An 11,876-nucleotide genomic window follows, 5' to 3' on the forward strand; every position below is an offset into this window, starting at 1 on the left:
AGTGTCATACACCCGCGGTGACAGGCGTCGGGGTAGCTCTGAATACGCGCCCGAATCGGGCGACTGCCGCAATTGACAGCGCGAGAGCTGGCAACACCCACAGCGCCGTGGTAAGCGATGTCCATTCGGCGAGATAGCCGATCAGCGGGGGACCGGAGACGAAACCCAACCAACCCAAGGCGGACACGATCGAGATCGCTCTACCTGCGTTGCTGTTCGTGCCATTGTTGCCGATGGTGCCCACCGCACTGAACGCGGTGGGCACTACCAACGCCAAACCCGCTCCCATGCATGCGAACCCGATCAACGCGATCACGGGCTGTGCCGCGACGAGTGACACGACCATGCCTGCCGCGAATAGCATCGCCAGAGTCGGGATCAGATTTCGTGCGGCGAACCGTGTCTGCAGTGTCGTGGCGGTGAGACGCAGAGCCACCATCGCCAGCGCAAATGCGGCATAGCCCAATCCGGCCACCGCGTTGCCGGTGTGCAGTTCGGCTCTGAGATAGGCCGCCGACCAGTCGGCAGCAGCACCTTCGCACAGCATCGATGCGAATGCCAGCAGTCCCAGAATCAGAATCGGCCAGAACGGTACCCGCTGACCGGTGTCCGGCCTCCTGAGCGGTCGTGACGGATCGTTGGTGCGACGTGTGGAGTCGAATAGCAGTGCAGTGGAAAGGAACTCGACCATCAGCAGAGCCGATAGACCTAGAACGATCATCTGCGTTGTCAGGTCTATGCCGATGGCCACGACTCCAGCGCCGATGAGGGCGCCGACGAACCCACCCAGACTCCACATGCCGTGAAGGCGGGCCATGATCGGTCTGTTCACCGCGTTCTCGACCGTCACGGCTTGGGTGTTCATCGCCACGTCCAAGGCCCCTTGGAAGAACCCCCACACAGCCAGCGCGCCGAACAGCAGCGTGGGTGAACCAGCAACGCCTACTCCGATACTGCCGAACGCATAGCCGACCATGGTGATTCGAATCATCGACCGACTACCGACCCGAGGTAGCAGCCAACCGGTGACCCCCATGGCCGCTACCGATCCGAGCGGCGCTCCGAGCAGAGCCGTTCCCAGCATTGCGTTGGTCATCCCGAGCTGCGACATCACCAGCGGAATATGGGCGGTCCACGACGCGAACAACAAGGCATGCGCTACGAAGATCGCACCCAGCACCATCTGGGGTGCACGAATGTCGGTGCGGTGTTTCGGTGGTCGATGCGCGGGGGAGTGGCTGCGGTCAGACACGGAAGACCTCGATGCCTTCAGAGGCGAGCGCCGCGACCGCTGCGTCGGGAGCATCCTCGTCGGTGACAACGATGTCGATATCGGCGGTTGGGCACACAACAGCCATCGCGGTACGGGCGAACTTGCTCGAATCGACCATCGCGATCGTACGTGCGGCCGAAGACATCGCCGCACGTTTCACCGCCGCATCCTGCAGGTCATAGGCAGTGACCCCACGTCGCGGATCCAGGCCACAGCAGGTCAGCAGCATGGTGTCGAAACGTAGGTTGGCTAGGTTGTGTTCGGCCAACGGTCCGACCAACGACCATTCGACGGGCCGGACCGAACCCCCCGGCACCAACAGGGCGACGTCGCGGCCGGGCGCCAAGACGGTGATCTCGTTGACAGCCAACGGAACCACTGTCGCCCGACGTCGGGCCAGCACGCGTGCTGCTGCCAATCCGGTTGTGCCGCTGTCGAGAACCACCGATTCACCATCGGAGACCAAATCCACGGCCGCCGCCGCGATTCGGGCCTTGATCTCGGCATGCTCCAATTCACGCATGGCGAATGGCGATTCCTCGCCACGCAACATCGTGCTGACCGCGCCGCCCCGCACTCGTCGCAACACCCCGGCTTGCTCCAACTCGGCCAGATCTCGCCGAATGGTCACCTCGGACGTTCCGAGTTCCTGCGCCAGAGCGGCGACGTTGACCAATTCTGTCGTTTTCAATGCACGCACGATCTCCGCGTGCCGCTGTTCCGCTGACACCACACACATATAGTACATAGATCGTGATCATTCGAAAGTAATTTGTGATCACTACTTCAGATGAGTGCTGGCCTGCCGATCCTCGGCCTTGGGGAACATCGGTCCAGCGGTTGTCGGTGAGAACGATCATGGTCGGCTAGGCGACGCGCGCCGCTCGACCGCGCTCCGGTGATCACCCGACAAAGTCGGTGCGGAGAATGTCGGGTGACCAGGGCAGGTATCGCCGCACGATGGGGGCATGGATGACACGACCTTGGTTTCCCGTTTCCTCCGCGACGGGTTCGTGAAGTTGGAGGGCGCCGTCGCGCCGCGCGTGGCCGCAGACTGTGCGCGGCTGCTGTGGCGGGAGACGGGCTGCGACCCGGACGACCCGTCGACGTGGACGCAGCCCGTGCACTGGGTGGGCGGCATGGCTCAGGGACCGTTTGCCGCTGCTCCCAATTCCTCGTGCCTGCAACACGCGTACGACCTGCTCGTCGGCACGGGACGGTGGGAGCCGCGCTACTCGCTGGGCACGTTCCCGCTGCGCTTTCCGCACGAGGAGGAGCCGGACGACGCGGGCTGGCACATCGAGGGGAGCTTCCTGCCGGAGGGTGAGAGCTGGTACTTCACAAATCTGCGCTCCCAGGGCCGGGCGCTGCTGATGCTGTTCCTGTTCAGCGAGGTCGGCGAGAAGGACGCCCCGACCCGGATCCGCGTCGGCTCGCACCTCGACGCGCCGAAGGTGTTGGAGAGGTACGGGGAGGACGGGGCGAGCGGGCTGACCCTCGCCCCCGATCTGGTGGCGGCGTCCGACCACCGGCCACTCGCCCTTGCGACCGGGTCCCCGGGCGACGTCTTCCTGTGCCATCCGTTCCTGGTTCATGCGGCGCAGCCGCACCATGGGGTGCGGCCACGCTTTATGGCGCAGCCGCCGCTGATGCAGGCAGCACCGTACGAACTGGAGCGGGCCGACGGCGCGTACTCACCCGTGGAGATTGCGATCCGCCGAGGTCTGGGACAGAACACTCCCGGTCCAGACGGAGACGGCACCAACCGCAGCACCCTATAGCCGTGCTTCACGACCTTCGCTGGCAAGGTGGTCGTGAGAAGGGAAAGGAGGCCGGGCATGCTGGAGCGGCTGAACCAGGCCATGGCGCACATCGAGGGCCATCTCGACCAGGACCTCGACGTGAAGGAACTGGCACGGATCGCCGCCACCTCGGAGCACCACCTGCGCCGGATGTTCTCCGCGCTCGCAGGAATGCCCCTGCGGGAGTACGTTCGGCGCCGCCGGCTCACCCTCGCTGGCGCCGAGGTACTCGCGGGACGCGAGACTCTGCTGGAGATCGCTGTGCGCTACGGCTACGGCTCCGGCGAGGCGTTCGCGCGAGCGTTCCGTGCCATGCACGGCATCGGCCCCGGTGAGGCCCGGCGTACCGGCGCCGCACTCACCTCACAGTCCCGGATGGCCTTCCACCTCATCGTTGAGGGGAGCAGCAGTGTGCGATACCGCGTTGTGGACAAGGCGGACTTCACCGTCGTCGGGCTCGAGACCCGGGTACCGCTGGTGCATGCGGGGCCGAACTGGGCGATCATGGACTTTGTCCGTGGGATCGATCCGCAGACGCTGGAGCGCCTGGAGAAGCTGTCGGACCAGGAGCCGCACGGCATCGTGGCGGTCTGCGACGGCATAGACCCCAGCCGCACCGAGGGCACTGTCCTCGACTACCACCACGGCGTGATCACCTCCGTGGCCGCTCTCGAGGGCACGACCACATTGGCGGTCCCGGCCGGCACCTGGGCGGTCTTCACCACCTCCGGGCCGGCACCGCACGCCATTCAGGAGCTGTGGCGGGACGTGTTCACCGAGTGGTTCCCGTCGAACCCGTACCGCACCCGCACCGGCCCAGAGATCCTGCGCACCCGCCTGTCGCCCCAGAAGACCGAGGTCGACGCCGAACTGTGGCTAGCCGTGGAGCCTGAGCACTGCTGAGCACGACGGCATCCTGTCGCGCACACGACATAAGGGGATCCACAGCCAGCTGCCGCAGCGCTCCATGCTGGCCGACGGTGACTGCGACTTCGGTGCAGCGGCCCGTCCTTGTCATCGAGATCCCGGCCCGTCTCGACGGTGTGGACACGGGCGGGCACGCTCGGCAAGTTCCGGTGTCCACGCCACCGCGGCTACGCTGGGGCTGCCCGTCCTGTTGTATCGGCTGTGACCCTGCTGTGGCTGCGTGGCGACGGTCCGAGGAGATATCGGCCGTGCCGCACCGTCCCGCGGTCGGGGTCGGCGCTCACATCGTGATCCCGAGAACCGTAGTGGGACTGGTGGCGACCGCGGTGGGGGTGGCGGTGCCGGTGATCGGCGCCGATACCACCTGCGCTGTGCCCTGGTTTGTGATGAACAGGGTGCTGCCGGAGGCGGTGATGTCCAGAGGGGCCGACAGACCGGTCACCAAGGGGGTCGGTGTGCCACCGGTGACCGGCACCGTCGACACCTGAGCGCCCGTGTTCTCGCCGATGTAGAGGAGGTTACCGACTCGGGCGAGGCCTGTGGGAATGCCCAGACCGGCCGTCAGCAGGGTCGGGGTGCCCCCGGCCTGCGGCACCGAATATGCACTGGTGGCGGCATCGGTGAAGAACAGCAGGCCGCCATAGGTGTAGGGCAGTGCGTTGCTGGTGCCGTCCAGGGAGGTGACTGTGACACCGACGGTGCCGGTGCCGGGTGGGGCGATGGCGCTGATCTGGGTGTCGGAGACGATGGTGAACGTGGTCGCTGTCGCCCCGAACCGCACCGTCGACGGCCCGGCGCCGGCGAACCCGCTGCCGACGATCTGTACCGCCGGATTCGGGACCGAAGCTGGGGTCAAGCGAGGTGAGCACCGGCGCCATCGGGGACCTCCGAACTAGAGAAGCGGCTTTCCTGCAACTGTTGTCGAGGTGTTTGCGTCACCGTGGTATTCAGTAACTCACTGGCAGTGGAGGTTTCGCAACGCATCCCTCGTGGCGGTTCCGCAACAATCTCCGGTGCGGTTCTCCTTCTAGGTCGTGTCTCGAAGTCGTGACCAGTTCTGTTGCTATTGGGCGAGCCAGATGTTGATGGCGGCGATCTCGATGGTGGCGAGGTAGCGGGTGGCGAGTTTGTCGAAGCGTGTGGCTACGGCCCGGTGGTGTTTGAGCCGGTTGATGCTGCGCTCGACGGCGTTGCGGTCTCGGTAGGTTTCGGGGTCGAAGGCGGGAGGGCGTCCGCCGTCGCTGCCGCGGTTACGGCGTCCGCGGACTTGGTTGTCGGGGACAGCGATGGTGGCACGGATTCCGTGGTTGCGGAGGTAGATGCGGTTGTCGTGGCTGGAGTAGGCCTTGTCGGCCAGGACACGATCGGGGCGGCTGCGGGGCCTTCCGGGTCTGAGTTGGGGTACTGAGATTTCTTCGAGTACCGATATGAAGTGGGGGTTGTCGCCGGCCTGGCCGCCGGAGATCAGCAGCACCATCGGCCGCAGATCGGGTTCGCAGGCGAGGTGAATCTTGGTGGTCCACCCGCCGCGGGACCGCCCGAGGGCGTGATCGGCGGGTTCGGTCCGGTGACCACCGGGTGGCTCGGACCGGTGAGTGTCGTGGCGGCGGGCGCCGGCGGCGTGTTGGTGGGCGCGGGTGATGGTGGAATCCACGCTGATCTGCCAGATGATCTCACCCGCGGCGTGGGCGAAGGCCTGCAGCTGACGCAGGATCAACGTCCAGACTCCGGCGCGTTCGAAGCGCCGGAACAGTGCGTAGATCGCCTGCCAGGATCCGTAGAAGGGCGCGATGTCGCGCCACGGAGCTCCGGAGCGGACGCGCCAGCGGATCCCGTCGACGAGCCGGCGGCGGCTCCATCTCGGCGGGCGGCCCGGGCGTGTGGGGCGAGGCAACAGCGACGACAGGCGCTGCCACTGGGCATCGGTGAGGATCGGCACGGCGGAAGGCCGGTACCCTGCACATGAGGTCTCCGGTGTTCAGTTGGAACTTGGTCGATCAACTTCTCTACCGGAGACCTCGCCCATATTCCAACCAGGACAGCAGATTTCAGGAACTCACCGCCGACCCCGTACTCCGAGGGGCGCTGACCTGGCCCGCGACTTCGAGACACGACCTAGGGTGTCCAGGTCGGCCGCGATGATCGCGACGTGCATTTCAGATGTGACCTGCCCCAAGGGTGTGCCTCTGCCCGACCATGTCCTCAACTTGGAGTAGTGGACATGGTCGTCGGCGCCGATGAGCGTGATGGGCATCAGCGCTGCGGTGCTGGCGTAGGGGATGACCACGTCTGCCGAGGTGAGCGCGCGCTGCATCGTCTCGATCAAGCGCGAACTGATCGCGGACCCCGCCGTGGCGACTCGTCGGAGTGGGGGAGCGTCAAGGTCGTGGTGTCTCATGTGTTCGATGAGGCGATGCCACACGAGCGGCGATGCGAACACGTAGTCACTGTCGGACTCGGTCAATTGCCGGTGCAGGGCCGCAATGTCGAGCCGCGCCGGAGCCAGGGTAGCCAGATCGGGCAAGACGACCCTGCGTCCCATCGCCAAGGCGACCAGCGCCAGGTGCGGGAACAGGCAGAACTCGGAGGTGATCTCGTCGCGGCGGTAATAGCGGATCTGCGAAGCAAGCTCTCGGAAAGTCCACGGCACACCTTTGGGCACGCCGGTGGTTCCGCTCGTATACAGCAACAGCACCGTGTCGGTGGCATCCCACTGCCTATCAGAGAGATCTGAGGCGCTGGCGGGCGCATCCTGCTCTGCCGTGCCCGGCACGCAGAGCGCACCACTGTAGATGTCCTCGGACACCTGACGTGATCTGCAAACCCAGACACTGGGATCGAGCGTCGCCAGACATTGGGCCAATGCCTCCGCAGGCTGGTTCGGGTCCAGGAACGCCGGGACGGTGCCGAGGAGGAATGCGCCGTGGCAATAGGCCACCAGATCGATGCCCAGGGGCAGTGTGACAACGACGTGTTGACCAGATCCAACTCCGCACCGCCGAAGATGCTGTGCCGCTAGTCTCGCCAACCGGCCCACGTCGGCAAAGCAGTGGTGGACGCCCGAAGTGTGATCCTCCACCGCGATGCGATCGGCGTTGTGGCGATTATTGTCGGTCGATCCGTCCAGCAGTACATTTCCGGACACTATGGACCGTCGATCCGAACTCATGATTCGCCTTCGACGGCACGCGTTGTCGCGCACTCGAAACGCCGTCCCCCAGTGCCTTCTCTTCGTAGCAAGCCTATGTCACATGGATTGCCCCGAGACTGCGAACTTTGGGTGAAGCGCATCACAATCGCGGAGTCTTCAGCGGAGAGCGAAACAGATTGCTCGCCGCACGATTTCAGTCGTCTTCGTCCACGCACAAGGTGAACACGGTTGCCGTGAGCAGCGCCAGCGGCCGATCCCGCTGGGTTTCATCCGCCGCAGATGCACGGTCTTGCCGGCCAACACGTGGGCAGCGCTACCGAACCGAGTCCAGATCACGGATGGGCAGCCGCGTGACAGTGCGCAATCGATCTCTCGGCCACGGGTCGACATCAACAGGGAGGAGTCGCATGCCGAATACAAGTTCAACGAGCTCCGGTACACAGTGCGTGGTCGATCAGAGCGCTGGCCGCGTTCTCCTGGTCCAGGATGTGCTCGAGGGTGTCGCCGCGTGCCTCGGACATGGAAACTACAGCACTTCGCTCGCCGTTGTCGGTGACGCCGTTGAGGGTGATGTAGCCGCCATACCCGCCCTCGTGGCTCCAGTAGGTTCCTCCGCAGCTCAGGGGGCGTTGGACCAGGCCGAGCCCGTATCGGCCGTCGGGCCACATCTGTTGGAACTCCGCGCTCACGGGGACGGTCTGCTTCATCTCGGCCAGTTGCTGCCGCGGTAGGAGGCGGCCCGCGAGCAGCGCGCGGAAGAAGTCGTTCTCGTCCAGGGTGGTCGTGACCCACGAAAGGTTCCGGGCGACCGGTATCTGGTCGGTGACATCCACTACGGATCCGGGGCCGAAGAACTCGTAGGCCCTGGCGTGTGGTGCGGGCAGGGTAGGCGTGGTGCCCATCCACAGAGTCTCGTCGAGGCCGAGCGGGCGCACGATACGATCTTCGATCTCCTGGTGGGCAGGTCGACCGGTGGCCTGCTGGATTATCATGTCGAGCAGGATGTAGCCGGTGTTGGAATACTCCCAGCCCTCGCCGGGCGGGAAGCCCGGTGCGTGGGCCATCGCGCGGGCCACCAGCCGCTCGGGGCTGTGGACGTCGTAGCGCTGCTGGTAATACTCCTCCGGAGTGGTGTATCCGGGAAGGTCGTCGCGGATTCCGCTGGTGTGCTGGAGCAGGTGGCGGATCGTGATGCGATTGCCGTCGTTGCCGTTGCTTTGCACTACGCGTGGCAGCCAGTGGTCGACTGTGTCATCGAGGGATAGCGTGGCCTCGGCTGCCAGTTGGAGGACCACGGTGGCGACCAGCGTTTTGGACGTACTGGCCATGCGGAAGTAGCCGTCGGGAGCGACCGCGCGGCCGGTGTTCAGGTCGGCGGTGCCGCTGCTGGCGACAGCCTGTCGACCATCGGAATCGATCATGCGGGCTTGCACACCGCTGACACCCAGGGCGTGGATCACCTCGGTGTCCTGGCGTAACTGCTCCTCAGCTGAGAGGTCGGCAGGCTCGGCGCACGCGGTGAGCAGCGCGGCGACACCGAGCGCCACGGCGAGGCGCTTTCGCACAGTCGAGATCATGGTTGAACGCTAGTTTCCGTCCCCACCGGGCGCGATCCGGCTTCACCCCGGGATCGGGGTGGGGGATGTCCCCCCACCCCGATCCGTCCAGCAGGGTGCCCTACGTGGTTGTGATTCGTTCGCTGTGCGCCAGAATCGGCTGCGCTGCAAGAATTTTCGACTATCGGTCGACTGGTTTGTCGAAACGTCATGCCCCGGAAGGTGAAGCGTTCCACAGGAAGACCCATCTATGACGTAGCTCATAACTTCTTCTGATGCGCTCACCAGGTTGTGGCGCTGCCGTGTGGGCTGGTAGCGTGCCGAGGTCCGTGACATCACATGAGGAGGTGAGACCCATCAACGCTGTATCACTTGGGTGCTCCCCATTCTCTTCACGGTGGGGCGATTGACGTAGCTGTCGCCGGGAGCGCCGCGAACAAGGCAATCCCGAAAGGCAACGAGCTATGCATTCTGTACATTTCACTGCGGAGATATGGTCGAACGGTGTCGTTGAACGCGACTTCACCGTGGGTGAGGTCCCTGGAGTACTGTTCTCGCCCACATCCGACTGCGATCACATGCCTCTCGTGTTGATGGCACACGGTGGTGGCCAACACAAGCGTGCACCGGGAATCGTGGTCCGGGCTCGTCACTTCGTGACAACCGGCGGTTTCACCGTCGCCGCCATCGACGCGCCCGGACACGGCGACCGTCCCCGAACGGCAGAATTCGAGCAGCGCATCGCCGTCCTGCAGCAGGCTCTGAAGGCGGGCGAGCCGATCGGATCGATCATTGCCGGTGTGCACACCTACCTGGCCGAACGCGCAGTGCCGGAATGGACGACCACCCTGGACGCCTTGCAGGGACTGCCGCAGATCGGCCCCGAAGGCCCGGTCGGTTTCTGGGGCATCATGCAGGGCACCGGGATCGGGGTGCCGTTGACCGCGGCCGAACCCAGGATCACCGCGGCGGTCTTCGGTTGTCTCGGACCTGAATCCCTGGCCGAGGCTGCGGCACGGATCAGTGTCCCGATCGAGTTCTTGCTCCAATGGGACGACGAATTGGTCGACCGCGAATCCGGCCTGGCGTTGTTCGACGCCTTCGCCTCGAAGGACAAGACGTTGCACGCCAACGCGGGCGGGCATTTCCAGGTCCCGCGGTTCGAGGTCGACAGCGCCTCCCGGTTCTTCACCCGCAACCTGTCCCCAGGCCGCTCGGCTACCCGGATGTGAGCGGTATCGGCGGCTGGCTATGAGCCGGTCGCCGAATACGGGTCTCGCTGCCGACCGGTTGAACGCAGATTCGGACCTCTGGTTACCCGCGCCGGATCGGCGGGTCTGAGGTATCGGATTGCCCAACCGTCACCTCGCGGATGCGGGCAATGCCGTCCCAGATGTCGGTGAACCGGGTGTAGAGCGGGGACAGGCCGATCCGAAGCCGGTCCGGAACCCGATAGTCGCAGACGACTTTCGCCTCCTCGGCCGATGCCTGGCAGATCTGCCAGGCATGCGGGTGGTACAGCGACACGTGCGAGCCGCGACGGTATGGCGACCGCGGTGAAGCCGGTACGAAGCCCAGGGGAGTGAGCATGGTGTCCACCAGATCGTCGGCCAATCGACCCAGCAGCAACCCCTTCTCTCTGATTCGGGCCATACCGGCCTCCTCGATCACGGTGAGGGCCGGGTCGAGCGCTGCCAGCGACAGCAGCGGCGGCGTGCTCACCAGGAACCGTTCGATGCTGGGCATCGGATCGTAGTCGGGACCCATCTGAAACTGTTCACGTTGCCCGAACCATCCCCAGATCGGCTGCCGCAATCGAGTTTGCAGCTCACGGCAGACATAAAGAAACGCCGGTGCACCCGGCCCCCCATTGAGGTATTTGTAGGTGCACCCGACGGCGAGTTCCGTGCCGGTCGCGGTGACGTCGATCGGGACGGCTCCTGCCGCATGGGACACGTCCCACACGACTCGCGCGCCGACAGTGCGGGCCAGTTCGTTCACCTCCGCCATGTCCAGCAGCGCCCCGCTGCGATAGGACACCAACGACAACACCACCACAGCGACATCTGGGGTCAGCGCGCAGCGCAGCACGTCGAGGTCGAGGCCGCCGTCGATGTCGGAGGAGAGTTGGCGTAGGCGCAGACCGCGCTGCTCGGCAATGCCTTGCATGACGTACCGATTGGTCGGGAAGTCTTCGGCGTCGATCAGGACCGTTCCGCGTCTCGGCGCTGCATCCAAGGCGGCGCAGGCCAGCTTGTACAGGTTGACCGACGTCGAATCCGAGACCACCACCTCGCCGGGCCGAGCACCGAGTACGTGCTGCGCCAGGCGGTCACCGAGCCGTGCTGTCCAGTCGATCCATTCTCGCCACGACCCCACCAACCCACTGCCCCAGTCTTCCTCCACAACGCCGCGTAGCCGGTCCGTCGTGGCCGCAGGCAACCGGCCCAACGAATTGCCGTCCAGGTAGATCAACTCCGGATCGGCATGGACGAAGCGATCCCGGAATTCGGCCAACGGATCGGCAGCATCCAATTGCTCAGCCACCATGCGCGGGATCCGACCTTCCATGGGACCTCCTATGCGCACAGTACCGCAGGAGCGGTTCGCGTGGCTGGCGTCCCGACCCTGGCAGTCGGTCCGAACTCGCGCCGCGTCGCGGATGACTTGAAATTCCTTGTTGCCCATGGTTATTTCCACGGGTCGATGGTGGGCCCGCTCAACGAGCTGAACCGCATCGCCACAGCCCATGACAGTGAGCGAGGGTATGCAGCCACCAGCGCACGCCAGCTCGCCGAAGTCCTAGGCCGACCACTACGAACAGATCTACTAGTGTGCCGCGCCAGGAATTTATTATCTATTTTCTGTATAGGCGGCGTGTCGGCGTGCGGCTGGATCCCGGGATGACGATGCTTGTGGTTGTGGCCGAGCGTGGACGTCCGAGACAGCCGTTGGTGTTGACCGAGGAGGAGCGGAAGGTGCTCACCGGGTGGGTGCGTCGGCGGAAGTCGGCGCAGGCGTTGGCGCAGCGGTCGAGGATCGTGCTGGCGTGTGCGGAGGGGTTGTCGAATACGGATGTCGCGGCGCGGGAGCGTGTTTCGCTTCCGACGGTGGGTAAGTGGCGTAAGCGGTTCCTCGAGCGGCGGCTGGACGGGTTGGGCGACGAG

11 protein-coding genes are annotated in these 11,876 nt (G+C 65.1%); 4 read left to right on the forward strand and 7 right to left on the reverse strand.

The features are described from left to right. Positions 1-4: 4 nt before the first annotated feature. Positions 5-1,252, reverse strand: a complete 1,248-nt coding sequence (locus K940_RS29435) for an MFS transporter (protein WP_231390448.1) — start codon at positions 1,250-1,252, stop codon at positions 5-7. After that, on the reverse strand, positions 1,245-2,006 hold the full coding sequence (locus K940_RS0119835; protein WP_231390449.1) for a DeoR/GlpR family DNA-binding transcription regulator: 762 nt from the start codon (positions 2,004-2,006) through the stop codon (positions 1,245-1,247). The genes K940_RS29435 and K940_RS0119835 overlap by 8 nt, the downstream gene beginning before the upstream one ends. 235 nt (positions 2,007-2,241) lie before the next feature. Here K940_RS0119835 and K940_RS0119840 point away from each other — a divergent pair, with 235 nt between their 5' ends. After that, positions 2,242-3,054, forward strand: a complete 813-nt coding sequence (locus tag K940_RS0119840; protein ID WP_028478930.1) for a phytanoyl-CoA dioxygenase family protein — start codon at positions 2,242-2,244, stop codon at positions 3,052-3,054. A gap of 57 nt (positions 3,055-3,111) precedes the next feature. Next, on the forward strand, positions 3,112-3,978 hold the full coding sequence (locus tag K940_RS0119845; RefSeq protein ID WP_028478931.1) for an AraC family transcriptional regulator: 867 nt from the start codon (positions 3,112-3,114) through the stop codon (positions 3,976-3,978). A 304-nt stretch (positions 3,979-4,282) separates the two neighbouring features. Here the strand turns inward: K940_RS0119845 and K940_RS31045 are convergent, their stop codons facing one another. The 4 genes from K940_RS31045 to K940_RS29455 all read right to left on the reverse strand — a co-directional run bounded on the left by K940_RS31045 (position 4,283) and on the right by K940_RS29455 (position 8,730). Beyond that, positions 4,283-4,858, reverse strand: coding sequence for an IPT/TIG domain-containing protein (locus tag K940_RS31045; RefSeq protein ID WP_028478932.1), 576 nt, complete (start codon positions 4,856-4,858; stop codon positions 4,283-4,285). Positions 4,859-5,065: 207 nt separating this feature from the next. Beyond that, positions 5,066-5,941, reverse strand: a complete 876-nt coding sequence (locus K940_RS29445; RefSeq protein ID WP_036529397.1) for an IS5 family transposase — start codon at positions 5,939-5,941, stop codon at positions 5,066-5,068. Positions 5,942-6,058: 117 nt separating this feature from the next. Beyond that, entirely contained in the window at positions 6,059-7,171 is a 1,113-nt protein-coding gene (locus K940_RS29450; protein WP_081706508.1) for an AMP-binding protein, read from the reverse strand. Positions 7,172-7,575: 404 nt separating this feature from the next. Further along, positions 7,576-8,730 carry a serine hydrolase gene (locus tag K940_RS29455; RefSeq protein WP_036529399.1) on the reverse strand — a complete coding sequence of 385 codons (1,155 nt, stop codon included), beginning with the start codon at positions 8,728-8,730 and terminating at the stop codon, positions 7,576-7,578. A gap of 443 nt (positions 8,731-9,173) precedes the next feature. On the opposite strand from K940_RS29455, the gene K940_RS0119875 reads away from it, so the two are divergent. Then, complete coding sequence (locus K940_RS0119875) at positions 9,174-9,941, forward strand: hypothetical protein (protein WP_028478934.1); 768 nt, start codon at positions 9,174-9,176, stop codon at positions 9,939-9,941. An 82-nt stretch (positions 9,942-10,023) separates the two neighbouring features. On the opposite strand, the gene kynU is transcribed toward K940_RS0119875, so the two are convergent. After that, a complete protein-coding gene (kynU, locus tag K940_RS29460; protein WP_036529424.1) occupies positions 10,024-11,280 on the reverse strand; it encodes a kynureninase in 1,257 nt (418 codons plus the stop codon). 332 nt (positions 11,281-11,612) lie between these two features. Between kynU and K940_RS0119885 the strand changes: the two genes are divergently transcribed. After that, positions 11,613-11,876, forward strand: a 264-nt coding sequence (locus K940_RS0119885; RefSeq protein ID WP_028478935.1) for a helix-turn-helix domain-containing protein, incomplete at its 3' end; no start/stop codon positions are given.

Source organism: Nocardia sp. CNY236 (genome assembly GCF_000482385.1).
In the GTDB taxonomy this organism is placed as follows: Bacteria; Actinomycetota; Actinomycetes; order Mycobacteriales; family Mycobacteriaceae; genus Nocardia.

Excerpts from the sequence above, each read along its gene's own strand:
- kynU (WP_036529424.1), bottom strand. The coding sequence starts at position 11,280 with ATGGAAGGTCGGATCCCGCGCATGGTGGCTGAGCAATTGGATGCTGCC.
- K940_RS0119845 (WP_028478931.1), top strand. The coding sequence starts at position 3,112 with ATGCTGGAGCGGCTGAACCAGGCCATGGCGCACATCGAGGGCCATCTC.
- K940_RS0119875 (WP_028478934.1), top strand. The coding sequence starts at position 9,174 with ATGCATTCTGTACATTTCACTGCGGAGATATGGTCGAACGGTGTCGTT.
- K940_RS29450 (WP_081706508.1), bottom strand. The coding sequence starts at position 7,171 with ATGAGTTCGGATCGACGGTCCATAGTGTCCGGAAATGTACTGCTGGAC.
- K940_RS29455 (WP_036529399.1), bottom strand. The coding sequence starts at position 8,730 with ATGATCTCGACTGTGCGAAAGCGCCTCGCCGTGGCGCTCGGTGTCGCC.
- K940_RS0119840 (WP_028478930.1), top strand. The coding sequence starts at position 2,242 with ATGGATGACACGACCTTGGTTTCCCGTTTCCTCCGCGACGGGTTCGTG.